This is a genomic window from Bradyrhizobium sp. BLXBL-03, from assembly GCF_051853015.1.
GTDB lineage: Bacteria > Pseudomonadota > Alphaproteobacteria > Rhizobiales > Xanthobacteraceae > Bradyrhizobium > Bradyrhizobium manausense.
The window spans coordinates 2,517,872-2,537,284 of sequence record NZ_CP182470.1; the positions used below are offsets into that span (position 1 = coordinate 2,517,872).

Sequence of the window (19,413 nt, forward strand, 5' to 3'; positions counted from 1 at the left end):
ATGTTCGACCTGACGGAGCTCGAGCGCGCACATGCGATCGTGGGGCAGGCGGTGCCGGCAACGCCGGCGCATGCCTGGCCGCTGCTTAGCCGGCGGCTTGGCACGCAGGTCGTGGTCAAGCACGAGAACCATACGCCGATCGGGGCCTTCAAGGTGCGCGGCGGGCTGGTCTATCTCGAACGGCTGAAGCGCGAGCGGCCGAATGGTCCCGGCATCATCTCGGCAACCCGTGGCAATCACGGTCAGAGCCTGGCGTTCGCTGCCAGCCGCCACGGCGTGCCGGCTGTGATCTACGTGCCGCGCGGCAACTCGGTCGAAAAGAACCGTGCCATGAAGGCCTTTGGCGCCGAGCTTGTCGAGCATGGCGAGGATTTTCAGGCCGCCCGCGAGGAAGCCGAGCGCCGCGCGCAGTTCGCCGGCCTTCACATGGTGCCGTCGTTCCATCCGGACCTGGTGCTGGGTGTCGCGACCTACGCGCTGGAGCTGTTCCGCTCTGCGCCCGATCTCGACATTCTCTACGTGCCGATCGGGCAGGGCTCCGGCATCTGCGGCTGCATCATGGCGCGCGACCTGCTCGGCCTGAACACCGAGATTGTCGGCGTGCAGTCGACGGAAGCACCGTCCTACGCATTGTCGTTTGCCGCCGGCAAGGTCGTGACCACCGAGACCGCCAATACGCGCGCCGACGGCATGGCAACGCGCATTCCCGACGCGGATGCGCTCGCGCTGATCCGCAAGGGCGCTTCGCGCATCGTTCAGGTGACCGACGACGAGGTGGCTGCCGCGATCCGCGCCTACTGGACGGACACGCACAATCTCGCCGAAGGCGCCGGCGCGGCCGCACTCGCCGCGGCGTTGCAGGAAAAGAGCAAGCTGAAGGGCAAGCGCGTCGGTCTCGTGCTGTCCGGCGGCAATATCGATTTCGATCTGTTCCGCCGCTGGGTCGGGACGGACGCGCCCGCCAAAGAACTGGGCAAGGCGTGAGGACGAGACAAGAGAGGACGACAATGAATCAGCCCGCATCCGCCTACTTCATCGAAGAGCGCCACGATCCCAACGAGACGCACACGCTTGCGGTGCTCGTCCAGAACGAGCCGGGCGTGCTCGCGCGCGTCATCGGCCTGTTCTCGGGGCGCGGCTACAACATCGAGAGCCTCACGGTCTCGGAGACCGAGGCCCAGAAGCACCTCTCGCGCATCACCATCGTCACCACGGGCACGCCGATGGTGATCGCGCAGATCAAGCATCAGCTCGATCGCATGATCCCGGTCTACCAGGTCGTCGACATGACCGAGACCCGCCGCTCGATCGAGCGCGAGCTGGCGATGGTGAAGGTGCGCGGGCAGGGCGAGCATCGCGTCGAGGCACTGCGGCTGGCCGATGCGTTCCGCGCCCGCGTGATCGACGCCACCACCGAGAGCTTTGTGTTCGAGATCACAGGCAATACGGAGAAGATCAATCAGTTTATCGACCTGATGCGCCCGATCGGTCTTGTCGAGGTGTCGCGCACCGGTGTTGCCGCGATCGGCCGCGGGCCTGAAGGGATGTGAGCCATGCTGGCGCGCGACTGGTATTACAACGAGCGGAACCGTATGGGCATCGAGCCCGCAGTGGCGTCGATCTACGATGCTCACGATGATGCCGATCTGCGGGCGCGCGCCGCACTGAAAATGCTGGGCGTCCAGCGCGGCTGGCGCATCGCCGACATCGGCTGCGGCAACGGCGTTCTCGCCACCGAAGCCGCGCTGATGGGCGCCGATGTCGACGCCATCGACATCTCGCCGGCGATGCTGGCGCTCGCCGAGATCTACGCCCGCGACCGCAAGGCGCCCGTGCGCACGCAGTCCGCCGGTCTGCTCAGCTTCGCCTATCGCCCGGAATCCTACGATCTGATCGTCAGCGAGTTCACGCTGCATCATCTGCCCGACTTCTGGAAGGTCGTGGCGATGTCGCGGATCTTTCGCGCGCTCAAGCCCGGCGCAAGCTTCTATCTGCGCGATATCGTCTATGCCTCGATGCCTGACGCGGTCGAGCGCGACATCGAGCAATGGGCCGACTACCAGATCAAGAACCACGACTTCTCGCGCGAGAGCGTGGTGACGCATATGCGCGACGAATATTCCACCTTCGGCTGGGTGATGGAGCGGATGCTGACCGACGTCGGCTTCACGCTGGTCTCGGCCGACTATCACGCGCCGATGCACGGCACTTATCTCCTACGCAAACCCAAAGCCGGCGAGCAAGGCTAGACAGAAGAACAAGCAGGGCTGCACGAGAGGCAGAACCGAGAACAACAATGAAGCCGGCCGATATCCTCATCGCCCTCATGGTGGCGATCATCTGGGGGCTCGCCTTCGTGGCGAGCCGGATCGCGCTCGACGAGCTTTCGCCGGAGCTGATGACGGCGTTGCGCTTTGCGATCGCCGCGGTGCCGTGCCTGTTCATCCGCAAGCCGAAGGTCGCCTGGTCACTTCTCATCGCAATCAGCTTCACGCTGTTCCTCGGCCAGTTCCTGTCTCAGGCCTATGGCATCGCCCACGGCGTGCCGGTGGGCCTGACCAGCGTCGTGGTGCAGAGCCAGGCGCTGTTCACGATCGGCTTTGCCGCGCTCGCCTTTGGCGAGCGGCCGACGCCCATGCAGACGCTGGGCATCGTCATTGCTGCGATCGGCCTGCTGATGATCTGCGGCACCGTCGGCTATGATTTCAGCGTTGCCGCATTCGCTGTGCTGATGATCTCGCCGATCAGTTTTGCCGTCGGCAATCTGCTGCTGCGCGGTGCTCGCGGCGTGCCGATGTTCGATCTGTTTGCCTGGCTGTGTCTCGCTGCCGCGGTGCCGCTGTTCGCGCTGGCGCTGATCGCGGACGGGCCGGCATCGACCTTGACGTCGCTGACGCATATCTCGCTGAGATCGGCGCTCTGCATGCTGATGCTCGGCGGCATTTCCACCAGCATCGCCTATTGGCTCTGGGGCCGCCTTTTGCGCGATTATGCGGCGGCGCAGGTGGTGCCATTCGCGCTGCTGGTGCCGTTCGTCGGCTCAGCCGCCTCCAGCATCGTGTTCGGCGAACGGTTCGGCCCGCTGCGCCTCGCCGGCATGCTCACCGTGATCGGCGGTATCGCCGTGATGGTGCTGGCGAAGCGTCCGCAAATCCTGCCGAAGACCGCGTGAGGTGAGCATGACCCACTCGCTATTCTATGCCTTTCTCGCCTTCATGGTGGTGATGTATTTCACCCCCGGGCCGAATAACATCATGCTGCTGGCCTCGGGCCTGACCTACGGCTTCCGGCGTACCATCCCTCACATCGCGGGCATCGTCCTTGGCTTCGCCTTCATGGTCGGTGCCGTCGGCCTCGGGCTCGGCGCCGTGTTTCTGGCCTATCCAATCCTCCAGACCATCCTGAAATATGCCGGTGCGGCCTACCTGATCTATCTTGCCGTCGTCATCGCCATGTCCGGTCCGGCCAAGCCGGGCGAGGCAGACGGCCGCGGCCCGATGTCGTTCTGGGGCGCGGCCATGTTTCAGTGGATCAATGCCAAGGGCTGGGTGATCGTGATCGGCACCATCACCGCCTATGCGGCGATTGCCCAGTTCCCGGTCAACATCGCGATCCAGACCCTGATCAGCCTGTTGGTCGGCACCGCCTCGACCGTGGTCTGGGCTTTATTCGGCACTGCACTGAGGCCGGTGCTGACCTCGGAGCGGCTGGTCCGCGCCTTCAATATCCTGATGGCGCTCTTGCTGCTCGCCTCCCTCTACCCCGTTTTCATGGATGCATGATGTCGCGGATTTCCATGCAGAAACGGGTTTCCCTAAAGGCTGAAAATGCTCTAGACAGCCCCCGAAATCCGCAAATTCCACCCTTCGGACCCTGACCCATCGGCCGATTTCCGGCCCTCAACGAGGAAACGACTATGCGTGTTTATTACGATCGCGACGCCGACCTGAACCTGATCAAGGGGAAGAAGGTCGCCATCGTCGGCTATGGCAGCCAGGGCCACGCCCATGCGCTCAATCTGAAGGACTCCGGCGTCAAGGACGTCGCCATTGCGCTGCGCAAGGATTCGAGCTCGGTCAAGAAGGCCGAAGCCGCCGGCTTCAAGGTGATGGAAGTGGCCGAAGCCGCCAAATGGGCCGACCTCGTCATGATGCTGACCCCGGACGAGCTCCAGGGCGACATCTATCGCGAGCACCTGCACGACAACATGAAGAAGGGCGCGGCCCTGGTGTTCGCGCACGGCCTCAACGTCCACTTCAATCTGCTCGACCCGCGCGCCGATCTCGACGTGCTGATGATCGCGCCGAAGGGCCCCGGCCACACCGTGCGCTCGGAATATCAGCGCGGTGGCGGCGTGCCCTGCCTGATCGCGATCGCCAAGGACGTCTCGGGCAATGCCCATGATCTCGGCCTGTCCTACGCTTCGGCTGTCGGCGGCGGCCGTGCCGGCATCATCGAGACCACCTTCAAGGAAGAGTGCGAGACCGACCTGTTCGGTGAGCAGGTCGTGCTCTGCGGTGGCTTGGTCGAGCTGATCAAGGGCGGCTACGAGACTCTGGTCGAAGCCGGCTACGCGCCGGAGATGGCCTATTTCGAGTGCCTGCACGAAGTGAAGCTGATCGTCGACCTGATCTATGAAGGCGGCATCGCCAACATGAACTACTCGATCTCCAACACCGCTGAGTACGGCGAGTACGTCACCGGCCCGCGCATCGTCACCGCCGAGACCAAGGCCGAGATGAAGCGCGTTCTCGCCGACATCCAGGGCGGCAAGTTCGCCCGCGACTGGATGCTGGAGAACAAGGTCAACCAGACTTCGTTCAAGGCGACCCGCGCCAAGCTCGCCGCGCACCCGATCGAGGAAGTCGGCGCGAAACTCCGCGACATGATGCCCTGGATCAAGAAGGGCGCGCTGGTCGACAAGTCGAAGAACTGACGGCATCGCCGTCATTCCGGGTTCGCGCTAAGCGCGCCCCGGAATGACGAATGAAGCACAAGCTTCGCTCGCCAAACCAAATTTTAAATCTTCGCGATTATTTGTGAGCGAGATCGCAATCAGCGGTCTCGCTCTTTCCTTCTCGCGCGAAGCATTGCTGCTTCATTCAAATTCTTCGCGCCTTGATGTGCTTTCCCAGAGCGAAGAACTGACGCTTAAACCACATTCTTGAGTTCGCGTCGTTTTTCAGGACCTTTTTTAGAAGCCGTGATCGCCAAAAGCGCAATGCACTCAGCGGCTAGAAGTCGGCTCTTCATCCGCGCTCTCAAGGCATCATCGATCGCGGTTGGCAACGTTCGCACGCCGCTTCATCTTAAGAACGCACACCCGATACGCCTTCTTGCAAGCCGTCCTCTCAGCTCGCCGTGATGGCTTGCCCGCGCGGGTGGCGGGCCTTTGCGATCATCCGCAGCGCCATGACCGCGAGCAGCGGAATGAGGAACGCGGCGTAGGCCGGCATCGCCGGCACGCGCTTGCCGAACGACACCATGAACTGGACCCAGAGATAGTAGCCGCCGACGAGGTGCAGCGTGCGCCAGGCCCGCGGTCCGAGCAGTGCGGCAGCACGATCGAACGAGGTCGCGCTCATGGCAATGATCATGGCATAGCCGATGCCGCCGAAGATGTAGGAGGCCGGCGAAGTGGCTTCCGCAAAGCCTGCTGGATCCATCCTGGCGAAGCCGACGATCGCCACCGCATGGATGGCGTGGGAGACCGCAAAGCTCAGGCCAAGATAGCGGCGGTTGCGCCGCTGCCAGCGCGTCCAGGCGTTGGGCCACAGTCGGGCCACCGCTGCAGCGCTGAAGGCCAGACAGAACAGCAGCAGCGAGCTGCGCGCCGTGAAGCGGATCACCATGCGGACGCCCTCGACCTCGAACTGGCGCATCGAGGCGATCCACAAGCTCAAGGCGATCAGGTTCAGCGTGAGCACGGCAAGCAGCCGCCAGCCTTCGAACCAGTTGTGGCGCTGTGACATCGTAGCGGTCTCCTCCGTCATGTAATCATCGATTACATTTCGAGCTGGCATGATCGTCAATAGTGTAATCGATGCTTACATTCACGTTCGGGTGATGCTAGGAAGCGGTCATGCCCGCCCGTCAGTCCCCTAGGCCCCGGATTTCAAAGCCCCGCACCCGTCGACAGGCACCGGGAGCCCGGCCCTATCACCACGGTGACCTCCGCCGGGTGCTGATCGATGCTGCGTTGCAACTGGCGGCCGAAGGAGCCGAGGTCTCCGTGCGCGAGGCCGCGCGCCGCGCCGCGGTGTCGCCGGGGGCGCCCTTCCGGCACTTTCCCAACCGCGACGCCTTGATGGCTGCGGTGGCCGAGGAGGCGCAGCGGCGCTTTCGCGCCGAGATCGAGGCTGCGCTGGCGGAAGCGAGCTCCACCGATCCGCTGGCGCGCTTCCGCGCCTTCGGCATCGCCTATGTGCGCTGGGCGATGCACAACCCCGCGCATTTCGAGATCATTTCCACGGGACGCTATTTCGCGTATGGCAGCTCGGCCGAATTGCTCCGCGACAACGCCGAGCTCGTGGCGCTGACCGAACGGATGTTGGCAGAGGCGGCCGCGCAGGGCCTGCTGCGCTCGCCGGATCTGAAACGTATCCTGATCGCCGGCCGCGCTCTGATCTACGGCTTTGCCCGCATGCACCTCGACGGCCATTTCCCGCGCTGGGGCGTCGAGGAGGGGGAGATCGAGCGGATGGCGGAGGGCGTGATCGATCTGTTCATCGCCGGGATCGCCAAGAGCTAGGTCATCCAAGTGCGGGCCCTTCGCCGTCCGCTAACATTAAGCGAAGGTCGGATCGTCGCGCGCGTTGCCTGTTCGTGACCGTTCCATTACAGTTTTGTGACACGGTGCAGCCGGCTGCGCCGTCCGCCTTGGCGGCCTCGAGGCTGGCCAGACGGCTTGGCATCACCGCGCCGGACCCAAGTTCAGCGTGCCGTCGATGGCGTCCGCGCCCAATCCAGGTCCTTCTGCCACCACCGCCGTTCTGGCGAGCGTCGCTGCGGTCGGCATCTGGCGGCTGCTGGCGGTGGCCGCGCCGCATGTCGCTGCTCTTGCGTTGATGTACGAGACCGAGACCGATTTCGGCTCGCGCCTGTCCTTCCTGCTCGCCTGGGGCATTCTCAACTTCTTCTGGATCACGCTGCTGCGCCGGCCGGCACTCTCGGGCGCATTGTCGCTGACTATGGTCGTGATGTTGGTGCTGCTGTCCCGGCTCAAGCACGACGTCGTGCAGATGACGGTGAACTTCATCGACCTGATGATGATCGATCGCGACACGGTCGCGTTCCTGTTCACGATCTTCCCGAATTTGCGCTGGTCGGTGATCGGGGCGGGCCTTGTCACGCTGCCGCTGATGTATGCGCTGTGGTGGCTCGATCCGTTCCGCATCCGCCGCCTTCCAGCGCTGGCCTGCAAGCTCGCCTGTCTCGCCGCCCTGGTTTTCTATTCCGCCTATCATCCGGACGAGGCCTGGCGCGGCTATTACGACGACGGCTATCTTTCGAAGTTCTTCCGCTCCGGCGTCACTGCGGTGTCCGATTTCGTGGAGTACGGCTTCATGGAGTCGGCCGCCGCGACCAATGAGCGGCTCAATATACCGCTGGTCGACGCCTGCCACCCGGCGGGCCGCCGACCGAACATCATCATGATCCATGATGAATCGAGCTTCGATATCCGCGCCGCGCAGGGCATCAAGGTGCCACCGGGCTACGGCAGTCATTTCAAGTCCTGGGACGGCAAGGAGCGCACCTTCCTGGCTGAAAGCAATGGCGGGCCGAGTTGGTTCACCGAATACAACGTGCTGGCGGGTCTGTCCTCGCGCTCGTTTGGCCGCTTTGCCTATTTCGTGACGCGCCTTGCGTCGGGCCGCGTCGAGCGTGGCCTGCCGCTCAGCTTACGCCGTTGCGGCTATGACACCATGTCGCTCTACCCTGCCTATGGCGGCTTCATGAGCGCACGCGGCTTCCAGATGACGACCGGTGTCGAGCGCTTTCTCGATTCTCATGATCTCGGCGCCAAAGACGTCGAGCCCGACAGCTTCTTCTACGACAAGGCGCTGCGGTTGATGGCCGAGCGCACGCCGAACAAGCCGCTGTTCACCTTCATCTATCTCGGCGCCAACCATTTCCCCTGGGAGACGCGCTTCCGTCCCGACCTGCTGCCGAACTGGCGCGCACCGGGCAACCTGCCGTCCATCGACGAATATCTGCGCCGCCAGGTCATGAGTGCCGAGCAATACAAAGCCTTCCTCGCGGGCTTGACCAAGAATTTTCCGGGCGAGCCGTTCCTGATCGTGCGCTATGGCGATCACCAGCCGGAGTTCGCTCCTGCTATCCTCGAGCCCGGGCTCGACGAAGGCGCGATCGGCAAGAGGCTCGACGCCTATGATCCGCGCCTCTACGCCACCTATTACGCCATCGACGCGCTCAATTTCGAGCCGGTGAAGAGCGACGCCGTGATGGACACGATCGATGGTCCCTATCTGCCGCTGGTGATCCAGGAGGCTGCCGGCATCCCGCTCGATCCGTCGTTCGCGGAGCAGAAGGAGATCATGCTCCGCTGCAAGGGCATCTTCTACGGCTGCAAGGACGGCGCCGAGGCGCGGCGGCTGAACCGGCTGCTGATCGATGCGGGGATGATCCGGGGGCTGTAGCGCCGGCGAACAATATATATCGCCTTACGACATATTAATCGTCGGGATGCGCGAGGTGCATTTCAAACTAAAGTCTGAGCAAAAAATACCTGAAATCACCGACTTGTAATTGGGGCGGCGCCTCATTTCCCAAACTTTGTCACGATTTCTCCCATCATCCGGCAAGCCGTCGCCGTCGTCTTTCAGGCGGCGTCATCCATCTCTGGGTCCATTTTCCTTGCAGGAGTATCATCCATGCGAGCGCTTGATGCTGCGCGTCTTGCATTTGCCCTTTTGCTGCTCAGCTCGACGGCTTACGCGGCCGAACCGGCGCAGGACATCAAAGGTCTCTACCTCATGACGGATTATCCGGCCGTCACGGTGCGGCCGGGGACAACGACCAATGTTTCGCTGCGGTTGCACGACTATGGTCTCGCGCCGGCGCGCTACCAGCTTTCGGTCTCCGGCGTGCCGAGCGGCTGGTCCGCGACATTGCTGGGCGGCGGCCAGCCGGTTGGTGCAGCGATGCCGGCGCCCGATGGCAGTGTGGCGCTCCAGCTTCGGCTCGACATCCCCGCCACCAGCGATCTCACCGCTCATACGCTTACGGTCAAGGCGGAGGGGCAGGGCACCAACGCCGAACTTCCCATAGCCGTCTCGCTCGCCAAGGAGCTGCCCGCCAAGCTCTCGGTCAAGTCGGGCCTGCCCTCGCTGCGTGGTAGCCCGAAATCGAATTTCGATTACACGCTCTCGATCAAGAACGATTCGGGTCGCAACGTTGTGGCCAGCTTCGCGGCCGATGCGCCCGCCAATTTCGAAACCTCCTTCACCGAAGCCTATGGCACGCAGGAGCTGTCATCGATCCCGATTGACGCCGGTCAATCCAAAGACGTCAAGCTGAAGGTGCGGCCACCCAGCTCGACCGCTGCCGGACATTTTCCGGTGAAGGTCACGGTGAAGGCGGGCGACGCTTTGGCCTCGACCGAGCTTGCGCTCGACGTTGTCGGCGAGCCGCAGCTTCAGATCTCGGGCCGCGATGGCCTGCTGAGCGCGCGGGCCGTCGCGGGCAAGCAGAGCTCGATCCCGATCGTCGTGAGCAACAATGGAACGGCGCCGGCCGAGAATATCAGCCTCGCCGCCACGGCGCCGAACGGCTGGAAAGTGACCTTCGAGCCGGCGTCGATCGATCATCTCGTGCCCGGCAAGGATAGCGAGGTGCAGGCGCTGCTCACGCCCAGCGACAAATCCTTGGCCGGCGATTATCAGGCCAACATCCGCGCCACGTCCAGGGGTGAGACCGCCTCGAGCCAGTTCCGCATCACCGTCGGCACCTCCACCGTATGGGGCATGGCCGGAGCCGGCGTCATCGGCGTTGCGTTGTTGTTGATGCTGGGCGCCGTTGCGAGGTTCGGACGGCGATGAGCGAGCAACCCACCGAGACCAGGACTCCACCGCAGGTTCCGGTCATCCATGCGCGCGGCCTGACCCGATGCTACGGCGATAAAGCGGTCGTCGATGGCATCGACCTCGACATCGCCAGGGGCGAGGTGTTCGGCTTGCTCGGCCCGAACGGCGCCGGCAAGACCACGACCATCCTGATGATGCTGGGCCTTACCGAGATATCATCGGGCGAGATGAGCGTGCTCGGCTTCAATCCGGCGCGCGAGCCGCTCAAGGTCAAGCGTCGCGTCGGCTATCTGCCTGATGCCGTCGGCTTCTATGACCAGCTCACGGCGACAGAGAACCTCGCCTACACAGGCAAGCTGATGGGGCTCGCCCGCGCGGAGCGTGCGCGCAGGATCGAGCAGGCGCTCTGGCGCGCCGGGCTGACCGAGGTTGCCTCGAAGCGGGTCGCGACCTTCTCGCGCGGCATGCGGCAGCGGCTGGGCCTCGCCGAGATCATCATGAAGCGGGCCGAGATCGCGGTCCTGGACGAGCCGACGTCGGGCCTCGATCCGCAGGCGACCCAGGAGTTTCTGGGCATGATCGGAGAACTCAAGGCCGAAGGCATCACGGTGCTGCTGTCGTCCCATATGCTCGATCAGGTTCAGCGCATTTGCGACCGTGTCGCGTTGTTCAGGGCCGGTCACATCGTGCTGATGGGGGCGGTGCCTGAGCTCGCGGTCAAGGTGCTGGGCGCTGGCTTTGTCGTGGAGGTCGAGGCCGAGGGGCTTGGTCTCGCCCGGCGGCTCGCCATGATCCCTGGCGTCACGCATGTCGAGACACTCTCCGTCAATCGCTTTCGCATGACGGCTGAGCGCGACGTGCGGCCGGATGCGGCGCGCGCGGTGGTCGCGGTTGACGGTTCCTTGCGCAGACTGTCCGTCGATGAGCCGAGCCTCGAAGCGATCTACACACGCTATTTCCAGGACCTGCCTGCGGGAGGCGCTCGTCATGCGGCGTGAGGGATCACCGTTTCAGGGAATGTCGACCGTCTTCGTCAAGGAGCTCGCCGACCATATTTCCAGCGTCCGGATGCTGATGCTGCAGCTCCTGATCGTCTTCACGGCGCTCGCCGCGCTGTACGAGGCGATCAACAGTCTCAGGCAGAACACCGCCGAGGATCCGTTCCTGCTGCTGCGGCTGTTTACGATCGACCAGGCGCCGTTACCGTCCTTTGTCGCGATCCTCGGCTTCCTCATCCCGCTGATGGCGATTGGACTTGGCTTTGACGCAGTCAATGGCGAGCACAACAGGCGAACCTTGTCGCGCATCCTGGCGCAGCCGATCTATCGTGATGCTTTGCTGATGGGAAAGTTCCTTGCGGCGCTCGCGACCATCGGTATCAGCCTTGCCGCCCTCTGGTTGCTGGTGATCGGCCTCGGCCTGATCTTTCTCGGCGTGCCGCCCGGCAGCGAGGAGGTCGCGCGATCGCTCGTGTTCCTGGTTGTGGCGATCTTCTACGCGGGTGTCTGGTTGTCGCTGGCGATGCTGCTGTCCACGGTGTTCCGGTCGGCTGCCACCGCGGCCTTGGTCTCGCTGGGTATCTGGCTGTTCCTGACGATACTGTGGCCGATGCTGGCCCCGGCCCTGGCACAGGTGGTCGCGCCTCCTGACCCGCGCTATGCGCTGCTCGGCCTGAACGATCCGGCAACGACAGTGTGGGCCCAGGAGTTGTTGCGGCTATCGCCGAACGATCTGTTCGAAGAAGCGATGCTTGCCGTGCTGTCACCGACAACCCGCTCACTCGGACCGGTGTTCCTCGATCAGCTCCGCGGCGCCGTCATCGGCGCGCCGCTGCCCTTCGGCGAAAGCGTCATGCTCGCCTGGCCGCAGACCGTCGGCCTCATCGCCGGCACCATCATTCTGTTCGTCTTCAGCTATGTGCTGTTTCAGCGCCAGGAGGTGAGGGCGTGAACTGATTGCGCTTTGCCCTCTCATCCTCCAAGAGATGGGCACGAGGGGGTGGCCGGTGTCCCCTGCGGCTACCCCCTCAACTCCATCTATGGTCGCCCGATCTTCTCCCACAGCCACTTCGCGACCGCATCCGGCGAGGAGTTCGCATCGTTGCCGCTGGCGCGCAGGTTTGCCTCGCGCATGGTGGAGATGTCGATCTTGCCGAGCAGCGGGCTCAGCGCCGCCTTGAGCCGCTCGTCGCCGGCGCGCTTCGGCGCCAGCAGCAGGATCGCGTCGTAGGGCGGGATCGCCTGCTTGGGATCGTCGAGGGCCACCAGATCATATTTCGCGATCAGGCCGTCGCTGGTGTAGCCCGCGATCACGTCGACCTCGCCGCTCGCCACCGCCGCATACATGAAGTCCGGTTGCATCTGGCGCTGGGCGCCGAACTGAAGGCCGTAAGCCTTCTGCAACGCCGCCCATTCCGGACGTGAGAAGAACTCGTAGTCGCCGGCGATCGACATCGTCGAGGTGTGCGCGGCGAGATCGGCGATGGTGTGGACGCCGAGCGCGTCGGCGCGCTTTTTCGGCATCACCAGCGCATAGGCATTCTCGAAGCCGAGCTCGCCGAGCAGGGTGATGTTGTCCTTGGCGAGCGCCGTCTTCAACTCCGCCACCAGCTCTGCGCGCGGCTTGATATCGGTGCGGTGCAACTGATTGGCCCAGAGCGTGCCGGAATAATCGACATAGAGATCGATATCCCCGGCCTTCAACGCCCCGAAGACCACGCTCGAGCCGAGGCCGGATCGCGCCGTTGCGGAGAGGCCTGCGGCCTGGAGGCGGTCGCGAAGCAGGGCCGAGAGCACATATTGCTCGGCAAAGGTTTTCGCGCCGACAACGTAGCCGGACGACGAGCGTCCCATCGTCGGCACCAGCGTCGCCGCAACCAGCGCCGCGATCCCGGCCGCGCCGAGCGCAGTACGCAAGCGGCCGCGCTGACGCAGGCCGCCCTCGATCAGGCCGAGCAGCTGATCGACGGCGAGCGCCAGCAGGGCCGAGGCGACGCAGCCGAACAGCACAAACACCCAGTTCTGGGTCTGGAGTCCGGCGAAGATGTAATTGCCGAGGCTGGTCTGCCCGATCGGCGTCGACAGCGTGGCGGTGCCGATCACCCACACCGAGGCGGTGCGGATGCCGGCCATCATCACCGGCAGAGCCAGCGGCAACTCGACCATGACCAACGACTGCCGTGGGGTCATGCCGACGCCCTTGGCGGCTTCGATCAATGCGGGATCGATGCCGTTCAGTCCGGTGATGCCGTTGCGCAGCACCGGCAGCATCGAATAGAGCGCCAGCGCCAGCATCGCCGGCAGGAAGCCGAACGCGGAGAAGGAAACGCCGAACCACTTCAGTGCCAGGGAGGCGGCGAGCAGCAACAGCGGGTAGAACAATGCGAGCAGCGCCAGCCCCGGCACCGTCTGCACGATGCTGGCGAGGGCGAGCAGGATGGCGCGCGGCGCCGGACGATTGCGCGTCAGGATGGCGAGCGGCAGGCTGACAACGAGGCCAAGCGCGAGCGCGGCGAGGCTCACCCGCACATGATTGCCGAGATAGTCGGGCAGATGCGACAGCGCCTCGCCCCAACGCGGATCGTTGAAAAGGCTCATGCCGCACCGCCCTGTCGCAGCAGCGCGTTCAGCCGCTCGACCTGGCGGCGGGGCGTGCGCAGCAATTCCAGCACATAGGCATCGCTGCTCGCTGACAGCTCCGCCGGCGTACCTTGCGCGAGCAGCCTTCCGCCGCGCATCACCGCGATCCGGTCGGCGAGCAAGATCGCCTCCGTCATATCATGCGTGATCATGACGGTGGTCAGGCCGAGCTTGCGGTGCAGCTCGCGAAAATCCTCGCCGAGGGCGTCGCGGGTGAGGGGGTCGAGCGCGCCGAACGGCTCGTCCATCAGCATGATGCGGGGCTTGGCGGCCAGTGCCCGCGCCACGCCAACGCGCTGGCGTTCGCCGCCCGAGAGCGCTTCCGGCAGCCGGTCGCGATGGGAGGCACGGTCGAGCTGCATCAGCTCGATCAACTCGTCGACGCGCGCGACAATCTCGGCTGCGGGCGCGCCGAGCAGTTTTGGCGTGATCCCGATATTGTCGGCGACGCTCAGATGCGGAAACAGCCCGCCGCTCTGGAAAACGTAGCCGATCCGGCGCCGCAGTGCGACCGGATCGATGTCCTGCACGTTCCTGCCCTCGACCGTGATGGTGCCGCCATCGGGCTCGATCAGCCGGTTGACGAGCCGCAGCAGCGTCGTCTTGCCCGAGCCCGAGCGGCCGACGACGGCCAGAAGCTCGCCCTCGGCGATGTCGAGCGACACATCGTCGACGGCCCTGAGGGCGCCGAAGCTCTTGCTGACGTTTCGGTAGCTGATCGCCGGCTTGGAAGGCATCGCTGACGGGCTCGCTGTTCTCTTACCCTCCCCCTCAGGTGAGAGCAGGGCCAAGGCCCATGCGTAGCACGCCTGGTCGCTTGATTGAACTTGGTCGCGCGAGCGGCTAAGGCATCAAGCCAAGTTTGGAGGGAACATATGACAACGCCCACGGCAGTGGCGCTGGAAGATGCCAAGGTTGCGTTCCGGCTGGGGGACGGACGGGTCTATACAGCGGTGGAGAAGGCCCATCTCACAGTCGCCCAGGGCGAGTTCGTCGCCATTGTCGGGCCGACCGGCTGCGGAAAATCCACGCTGCTCAACGTCGCCGCCGGCCTGCTCAAGCCTGCCGCCGGCAGCGTCAGGATTTTTGATCGGCCGCTCGCGGGGCTGAACCGGGATGCCGGCTATCTGTTCCAGGCCGACGCGCTGTTCCCCTGGAAGACTGCGCTCGACAACGTTGCCATCGGCCTCGAGATCAGGGGCACGGCGCGCGCCGAGGCGCTACCCCAGGCGCAGAAATGGCTGACGTCCGTGGGCCTCGGCGCCTTTGCGGGCCGCTATCCCCACATGCTCTCAGGCGGCCAGCGCAAGCGCGTGGCGCTGGCGCAGGTCCTGATCCGCGATCCCAAAATCCTCCTCATGGACGAGCCGTTCGGGCCCCTCGATGCGCAGACGCGGCAAGTCATGGGCAATCTGCTGCTCGATCTCTGGAACGCCGACCGCAAGGCCGTGCTGTTCGTGACGCATGACCTAGAGGAGGCCATCGCGCTCGCCGACCGCGTCGTGATCATGTCGGCGGGGCCGTCCTCGCGCATCATCGGCGATTGGCGTGTCACGCTTCCCCGCCCGCGCGACATTTTCGAGGTGCGGCTGGACAAGGAGTTCCATGCGCTGCATCGCGAGATCTGGAGCGTGCTCAAGGACGAGGTGATGAAGGGCTACGCGCAATCCACCCACGCGGCGGAGGCGGTCTGATGTCGCGCGTCGCGCTGCTTGCGCTGCAGCTCCTGGTCGCGATCGTCGGCATCGTGCTGTGGCAGTTGCTGTCGACGGTGCCGGTGTTCGGCAAGATCCTGCTGCCGCCGTTCTTCTTTTCCAATCCGGTCGATGTGCTCGATCAGATCGTCAAATGGTTCGTCTCCGGCGTGATCTGGAAGCATCTCGGCATTACGCTCATGGAATCGATCCTGGCCTTCGTGATCGGATCGCTCGGCGGCGTTCTCATCGGCTTCTGGTTCGCGCGCCAGCCGCTGGTTGCCGCCGTGTTCGACCCTTACGTGAAGATGGTCAATGCGTTGCCGCGCGTGGTGCTGGCGCCGATCTTCGCGCTGTGGCTGGGCCTCGGCATCTGGTCCAAGGTTGCGCTCGGCGTGACGCTGGTGTTCTTCATCGTGTTCTTCAACGTCTATCAGGGCGTCAAGGAAGTCAGCCGCACCGTGCTCGACAATGGCCGCATGCTCGGCATGAGCGAGGGGCAGTTGATGCGGCACGTCTATTGGCCGTCGGCGCTGTCGTGGATGTTCTCCTCGCTGCACACGTCAGTGGGTTTCGCCGTGGTCGGCGCCGTCGTCGGTGAATATCTGGGGTCGGCGGCCGGCCTTGGCTATCTCATTCAGCAGGCCGAGGGCGTGTTCGATGTCGCCGGCGTGTTCGCCGGCATGTTCGTGCTGTCGGCCTTCGTCATCCTGATCGATTTCGGGGTCACGCTGGTGGAGCGGCGTCTGCTGGTCTGGCGGCCGACCGTAGACGGCCGCGGGTAGGCGTATCCGTTAGTCGCCTTCTCAAGCCCACCCTGCTGCTCTATGGTGCCGCCAGCCGAACGGAGGAAACCAATGAAGAACACGATTGCCAGGCTCGCCGGCGCCTTGCTTGCGCTGACGCTCACCACCTCGCTTGCCGCAGCGCAAAGCAAAGTCACCGTTGCGGTCGGGGGCGGCGCGTGCCTGTGCTATCTGCCGACGGTGCTTGCCAAGCAGCTTGGCGAGTACGAGAAGGCCGGCCTCAATGTCGATCTGGTCGACCTCAAGGGCGGCTCGGACGCGCTCAAGGCCGTGCTCGGCGGCAGCGCCGACGTCGTATCCGGCTATTTCGACCATTGCGTCAACCTGGCCGCCAAGAAGCAGGAGTTGCAGGCCTTCGTGGTCTATGACCGCTATCCCGGCCTCGTGCTGGTGGTGGCGCCTTCGCATACGGCCGACATCAAGTCGATCAAGGATCTTGCCGGCAAGAAGGTCGGCGTCAGCGCACCCGGCTCCTCGACCGATTTCTTCCTGAAATATCTCCTGAAGAAGAATGGTCTCGACCCCGCCGGTACCGCCGTCATCGGCGTCGGCCTCGGCGCCACCGCGGTGGCTGCGATGGAGCAGGGGCAAATCGACGCCGCGGTGATGCTCGATCCCTCCGTCACGGTGCTCAAGGGCAGCCATCCGGACTTGCGTATCCTCAGCGACACCCGGACACAAAAGGACACGCTCGAGACCTTCGGCGGTGAATATCCGGGTGGCGCGCTATACTCGACGGCGGCCTGGGTCGCTGGCCACGAGAAGGAGGTGCAGGCGCTCACCAACGCGATGCTGTCGACGCTCGCCTGGATCCATTCGCACTCTCCAGAGGAGATCATGGCGAAGATGCCGGAGGAGATGGTCGGCAAGAACAAGGACCTCTATCTCGCTGCGCTGAAGAACACGATCCCGATGTTCTCCGAGACCGGCAAGATGGACCCGAAGGGCGCGGATGCCGTGCTCGCGGTGTTCAGCGTCGGCTCGCCGGAGGTCGCGAACGCCAAGATCGACGTCAACAAGACATTTACCAACAAGTTCGTCGACCAGGCCAAGAAGACCACGGGGAGCGCCAAATAACTGACGCGAAGTCGTAGTAACAAGGCGTCATGACGTCATTGGTCATTCATCGCGTCACGACGCTCGACCTTGCCGTGCGGCCGGTCGTCTGGCCGTTCGCGCAGGAACGGCGCGCCGAGATCGCGGCGCATTTCGCCGAGAAGCAGCGTGAGCGGCCTAAGCTCTGGAACGGCCGTGTCCTGCTCGGGCGCGATGCCGTGTTCGGTGACGGTCATCTTGCCGCGACCTATTTCGAGACCGATTTCGCCAGTTTCCTCGCCTGGCGCGACTGGGGCTTTCCCGACAAGGCCGTGTTCAACGGCTTTGGCATGGGCGCGCTGCGCGCCTCGGACGGCGCCTTCATCATGGGCGAGATGGCGCACCACACTGCGAATGCCGGCCGCATCTATTTCCCCTCCGGTACGCCCGACCTCGATGACGTCACGGAGGGAGTCCTCGACATTCCCGGCAGTGTCATCCGAGAACTCGGGGAAGAGACCGGGCTGACCACGGCCGACTACTGGGCCGAGCCGGATTGGCACTGCATCGTCACGGGCCCCTCGATTGCAATGATACAGGTCCTCAACCTTGATGTGCCGGGCGACGTGGCCCGCGCCCGGATCCAGGCCAATCTTGCACGCGAGACCGAGCCCGAACTGTCGGCCATTCATCTCGTGCGCGGAATCGGCGATCTCACGCCGGCCATGCCGCGATTTGTCACGGCCTTCGTCGAGCAGCAGTTCGCCTCGCGCTGAGCGCGAGGCTTGACATCGCCGCGCGCAGCCCATGTGATGGGCAAAAAGCAAAAGCAACAAGAATACGACGCATAATCGTCCAGGGAGGTTTAGATGCGCCTGCGCATGGCTGCCCGCTTGGTAGGTGGGCTGTTGATCGCGATTGCGACGATGGGCCTGACGGCTTCGGCCAAGGCTGAAGACAAGGCTCAGGACAAGAAAATCAAGATCGGCGTGATTTTCGACCTGACCGGCCCGCTCGCGGGCGGCGGCTCTGAGCTCGAATATCTCGGTACCAAGATCATCCTCGACCATTTCACCAAGACCGGCGTCGAGGGCTACAAGGTCGAGGCCGTTTACGCCGACGCACAGAGCAAGCCCGACGTCGCCATCAACGAATCCGTCCGCCTGCTCGAGCAGGAGAAGGTCGACATGGTGCTCGGCTTCTTCTCGTCGGCGCAATGCGTGCCGGTGGCCGCCCGCGTCGAGCAGCTCAAGAAGTTCATGTGGATGACGACCTGCATCTCGTCTGCCGTGTTCGCTGACAAGAACTACAAATACGTCTTCCGTCCGCAGGCCAGCGGCGATCAGTTCGGCGCGATGACGATGGATTTCATTGCGCAGAACGCTCAGGCGAAGTTGGGCAAGGAGCCGAAGGACCTCCGCGTCGCCATCATCCACGAGGATGGCTCCTATGGCGTCGACGTCGCCAAGGGCAACGAGGCCGGCGCCAGGAAGGCCGGCTTCAACATCGTGCTGAAGGAGGGCTATTCGGCCACCGCGCCGGATCTCTCCGCGCTGGTGACCAAGCTCAAGCGTGCCAAGCCTGACGTCATTTTCCACACCGGCTACAACCCTGATATCACGCTGCTGTTGCGGCAAGCACGCGAGCAGGGGCTGAAGTTCGCAGCGCTCGTCGGCCACGGCGCGGGCTACGGCGTCTACGAAAAGCTCAAGGAGGGGATGGGCGCTGACGCGAGCTACGTCTTCAACGCCGATCCGATCTCGATCTGGCTCGCCAACCAGAAGACCATGGATCCGAAGCTTGCCCCCGTCATCAAGATGGTCGGCGAGGAGTTCGACAAGATCAAGCCCGGCGTTGCTATCCGCTCGGCTCATGTCGGCATCGGCGCGTCCAACACCTACGTCTTCATGGATGACGTGCTGCCGCGCGCGATCAAGAAGTATGGCGGGGTTGATCCGGAGGCGTTGCGCAAGGCTGCGCTGGATACCGATATCCCCGAGGGCGGCACCATGCTCGGCTTCGGCGTCAAGTTCTTCGGTGAGGGCACGCCAATGGCAGGGCAGAACGAGCGCTCGTTCCCCGTCGTGATCCAGTATATCGACGACAAGTCCTGGGTGGTGTGGCCCAAGAGTCAGGCGCAGCGCGAAGCCGTGTTGCCGCTGCCGAAGGGCACCACCTACAGCAACCAGTAGCG

Annotated in this window: 20 protein-coding genes; 17 read left to right on the top strand and 3 right to left on the bottom strand. The window is 64.1% G+C overall.

Annotation, left to right across the window (positions count from 1 at the left end; translation table 11 throughout):
* From ACNJX9_RS11960 to ACNJX9_RS11990, 7 genes are all read left to right on the top strand, one after another.
* Positions 1-984 carry a threonine dehydratase gene (locus tag ACNJX9_RS11960; protein WP_439408937.1) on the top strand — a complete coding sequence of 328 codons (984 nt, stop codon included), beginning with the start codon at positions 1-3 and terminating at the stop codon, positions 982-984.
* A 23-nt stretch (positions 985-1,007) separates the two neighbouring features.
* Positions 1,008-1,550, top strand: a complete 543-nt coding sequence (ilvN, locus tag ACNJX9_RS11965; protein ID WP_057747252.1) for an acetolactate synthase small subunit — start codon at positions 1,008-1,010, stop codon at positions 1,548-1,550.
* Positions 1,551-1,553: 3 nt separating this feature from the next.
* Positions 1,554-2,249: a class I SAM-dependent methyltransferase gene (locus ACNJX9_RS11970; protein WP_057747253.1), complete on the top strand. Its 696-nt coding sequence runs from the start codon at positions 1,554-1,556 to the stop codon at positions 2,247-2,249.
* A gap of 47 nt (positions 2,250-2,296) precedes the next feature.
* Entirely contained in the window at positions 2,297-3,172 is an 876-nt protein-coding gene (locus ACNJX9_RS11975) for an EamA family transporter (RefSeq protein ID WP_057747254.1), read from the top strand.
* A gap of 7 nt (positions 3,173-3,179) precedes the next feature.
* The gene (locus tag ACNJX9_RS11980) at positions 3,180-3,782 is read left to right on the top strand and encodes a LysE family translocator (RefSeq protein WP_057747279.1); all 603 of its coding nucleotides are present in this window, start codon (positions 3,180-3,182) and stop codon (positions 3,780-3,782) included.
* Positions 3,783-3,916: 134 nt separating this feature from the next.
* Complete coding sequence (gene ilvC, locus ACNJX9_RS11985; protein WP_057747255.1) at positions 3,917-4,936, top strand: ketol-acid reductoisomerase; 1,020 nt, start codon at positions 3,917-3,919, stop codon at positions 4,934-4,936.
* Between the two features lie 43 nt (positions 4,937-4,979).
* On the top strand, positions 4,980-5,168 hold the full coding sequence (locus tag ACNJX9_RS11990) for a hypothetical protein (RefSeq protein WP_439408940.1): 189 nt from the start codon (positions 4,980-4,982) through the stop codon (positions 5,166-5,168).
* 183 nt (positions 5,169-5,351) lie between these two features.
* Here the strand turns inward: ACNJX9_RS11990 and ACNJX9_RS11995 are convergent, their stop codons facing one another.
* Positions 5,352-5,972 (bottom strand): hypothetical protein, encoded by a 621-nt coding sequence (locus ACNJX9_RS11995; RefSeq protein ID WP_439408942.1) that lies wholly within the window; start codon positions 5,970-5,972, stop codon positions 5,352-5,354.
* A 110-nt stretch (positions 5,973-6,082) separates the two neighbouring features.
* Here ACNJX9_RS11995 and ACNJX9_RS12000 point away from each other — a divergent pair, with 110 nt between their 5' ends.
* From ACNJX9_RS12000 to ACNJX9_RS12020, 5 genes are all read left to right on the top strand, one after another.
* Positions 6,083-6,751 (top strand): TetR/AcrR family transcriptional regulator, encoded by a 669-nt coding sequence (locus ACNJX9_RS12000; protein WP_439408943.1) that lies wholly within the window; start codon positions 6,083-6,085, stop codon positions 6,749-6,751.
* 196 nt (positions 6,752-6,947) lie between these two features.
* Positions 6,948-8,660, top strand: a complete 1,713-nt coding sequence (locus ACNJX9_RS12005) for a sulfatase-like hydrolase/transferase (RefSeq protein WP_439408945.1) — start codon at positions 6,948-6,950, stop codon at positions 8,658-8,660.
* Positions 8,661-8,894: 234 nt separating this feature from the next.
* Positions 8,895-10,061, top strand: coding sequence for a COG1470 family protein (locus tag ACNJX9_RS12010; RefSeq protein WP_439408946.1), 1,167 nt, complete (start codon positions 8,895-8,897; stop codon positions 10,059-10,061).
* Positions 10,058-11,044, top strand: coding sequence for an ABC transporter ATP-binding protein (locus ACNJX9_RS12015; protein WP_439408948.1), 987 nt, complete (start codon positions 10,058-10,060; stop codon positions 11,042-11,044). The genes ACNJX9_RS12010 and ACNJX9_RS12015 overlap by 4 nt, the downstream gene beginning before the upstream one ends.
* Positions 11,034-11,996: an ABC transporter permease gene (locus ACNJX9_RS12020; protein WP_057747259.1), complete on the top strand. Its 963-nt coding sequence runs from the start codon at positions 11,034-11,036 to the stop codon at positions 11,994-11,996. The genes ACNJX9_RS12015 and ACNJX9_RS12020 overlap by 11 nt, the downstream gene beginning before the upstream one ends.
* A gap of 86 nt (positions 11,997-12,082) precedes the next feature.
* Here ACNJX9_RS12020 and ACNJX9_RS12025 read toward each other — a convergent pair whose 3' ends face one another.
* Together ACNJX9_RS12025 and ACNJX9_RS12030 are read right to left on the bottom strand one after the other, a co-directional pair.
* Positions 12,083-13,642, bottom strand: coding sequence for a glycine betaine ABC transporter substrate-binding protein (locus ACNJX9_RS12025; RefSeq protein WP_057747260.1), 1,560 nt, complete (start codon positions 13,640-13,642; stop codon positions 12,083-12,085).
* The gene (locus ACNJX9_RS12030) at positions 13,639-14,421 is read right to left on the bottom strand and encodes an ATP-binding cassette domain-containing protein (protein WP_439408950.1); all 783 of its coding nucleotides are present in this window, start codon (positions 14,419-14,421) and stop codon (positions 13,639-13,641) included. Before ACNJX9_RS12030 ends, ACNJX9_RS12025 begins: the two co-directional genes overlap by 4 nt.
* A 138-nt stretch (positions 14,422-14,559) precedes the next feature.
* Here ACNJX9_RS12030 and ACNJX9_RS12035 point away from each other — a divergent pair, with 138 nt between their 5' ends.
* From ACNJX9_RS12035 to ACNJX9_RS12055, 5 genes are all read left to right on the top strand, one after another.
* Positions 14,560-15,378: an ABC transporter ATP-binding protein gene (locus ACNJX9_RS12035; RefSeq protein WP_057747262.1), complete on the top strand. Its 819-nt coding sequence runs from the start codon at positions 14,560-14,562 to the stop codon at positions 15,376-15,378.
* Positions 15,378-16,163, top strand: a complete 786-nt coding sequence (locus tag ACNJX9_RS12040; protein WP_439408952.1) for an ABC transporter permease — start codon at positions 15,378-15,380, stop codon at positions 16,161-16,163. Before ACNJX9_RS12035 ends, ACNJX9_RS12040 begins: the two co-directional genes overlap by 1 nt.
* A 72-nt stretch (positions 16,164-16,235) precedes the next feature.
* The gene (locus ACNJX9_RS12045; RefSeq protein ID WP_057747264.1) at positions 16,236-17,261 is read left to right on the top strand and encodes an ABC transporter substrate-binding protein; all 1,026 of its coding nucleotides are present in this window, start codon (positions 16,236-16,238) and stop codon (positions 17,259-17,261) included.
* Between the two features lie 29 nt (positions 17,262-17,290).
* Positions 17,291-17,995 (top strand): hypothetical protein, encoded by a 705-nt coding sequence (locus ACNJX9_RS12050; RefSeq protein ID WP_057747265.1) that lies wholly within the window; start codon positions 17,291-17,293, stop codon positions 17,993-17,995.
* A gap of 93 nt (positions 17,996-18,088) precedes the next feature.
* Positions 18,089-19,411 carry an ABC transporter substrate-binding protein gene (locus ACNJX9_RS12055; RefSeq protein WP_439408954.1) on the top strand — a complete coding sequence of 441 codons (1,323 nt, stop codon included), beginning with the start codon at positions 18,089-18,091 and terminating at the stop codon, positions 19,409-19,411.
* Positions 19,412-19,413 lie beyond the last annotated feature (2 nt).

Bases quoted from the DNA above. Each gene is read 5' to 3' on its own strand.
- ACNJX9_RS12045 (WP_057747264.1), top strand. From the start codon at position 16,236: ATGAAGAACACGATTGCCAGGCTCGCCGGCGCCTTGCTTGCGCTGACG.
- ilvN (WP_057747252.1), top strand. From the start codon at position 1,008: ATGAATCAGCCCGCATCCGCCTACTTCATCGAAGAGCGCCACGATCCC.
- ACNJX9_RS12015 (WP_439408948.1), top strand. From the start codon at position 10,058: ATGAGCGAGCAACCCACCGAGACCAGGACTCCACCGCAGGTTCCGGTC.
- ACNJX9_RS12000 (WP_439408943.1), top strand. From the start codon at position 6,083: ATGCCCGCCCGTCAGTCCCCTAGGCCCCGGATTTCAAAGCCCCGCACC.
- ilvC (WP_057747255.1), top strand. From the start codon at position 3,917: ATGCGTGTTTATTACGATCGCGACGCCGACCTGAACCTGATCAAGGGG.
- ACNJX9_RS12030 (WP_439408950.1), bottom strand. From the start codon at position 14,421: ATGCCTTCCAAGCCGGCGATCAGCTACCGAAACGTCAGCAAGAGCTTC.
- ACNJX9_RS11995 (WP_439408942.1), bottom strand. From the start codon at position 5,972: ATGTCACAGCGCCACAACTGGTTCGAAGGCTGGCGGCTGCTTGCCGTG.
- ACNJX9_RS12050 (WP_057747265.1), top strand. From the start codon at position 17,291: ATGACGTCATTGGTCATTCATCGCGTCACGACGCTCGACCTTGCCGTG.
- ACNJX9_RS12020 (WP_057747259.1), top strand. From the start codon at position 11,034: ATGCGGCGTGAGGGATCACCGTTTCAGGGAATGTCGACCGTCTTCGTC.
- ACNJX9_RS12055 (WP_439408954.1), top strand. From the start codon at position 18,089: ATGCGCCTGCGCATGGCTGCCCGCTTGGTAGGTGGGCTGTTGATCGCG.
- ACNJX9_RS12040 (WP_439408952.1), top strand. From the start codon at position 15,378: ATGTCGCGCGTCGCGCTGCTTGCGCTGCAGCTCCTGGTCGCGATCGTC.
- ACNJX9_RS12035 (WP_057747262.1), top strand. From the start codon at position 14,560: ATGACAACGCCCACGGCAGTGGCGCTGGAAGATGCCAAGGTTGCGTTC.
- ACNJX9_RS12010 (WP_439408946.1), top strand. From the start codon at position 8,895: ATGCGAGCGCTTGATGCTGCGCGTCTTGCATTTGCCCTTTTGCTGCTC.
- ACNJX9_RS12005 (WP_439408945.1), top strand. From the start codon at position 6,948: ATGGCGTCCGCGCCCAATCCAGGTCCTTCTGCCACCACCGCCGTTCTG.
- ACNJX9_RS11990 (WP_439408940.1), top strand. From the start codon at position 4,980: ATGACGAATGAAGCACAAGCTTCGCTCGCCAAACCAAATTTTAAATCT.
- ACNJX9_RS11980 (WP_057747279.1), top strand. From the start codon at position 3,180: ATGACCCACTCGCTATTCTATGCCTTTCTCGCCTTCATGGTGGTGATG.
- ACNJX9_RS11960 (WP_439408937.1), top strand. From the start codon at position 1: ATGTTCGACCTGACGGAGCTCGAGCGCGCACATGCGATCGTGGGGCAG.
- ACNJX9_RS11970 (WP_057747253.1), top strand. From the start codon at position 1,554: ATGCTGGCGCGCGACTGGTATTACAACGAGCGGAACCGTATGGGCATC.
- ACNJX9_RS12025 (WP_057747260.1), bottom strand. From the start codon at position 13,642: ATGAGCCTTTTCAACGATCCGCGTTGGGGCGAGGCGCTGTCGCATCTG.
- ACNJX9_RS11975 (WP_057747254.1), top strand. From the start codon at position 2,297: ATGAAGCCGGCCGATATCCTCATCGCCCTCATGGTGGCGATCATCTGG.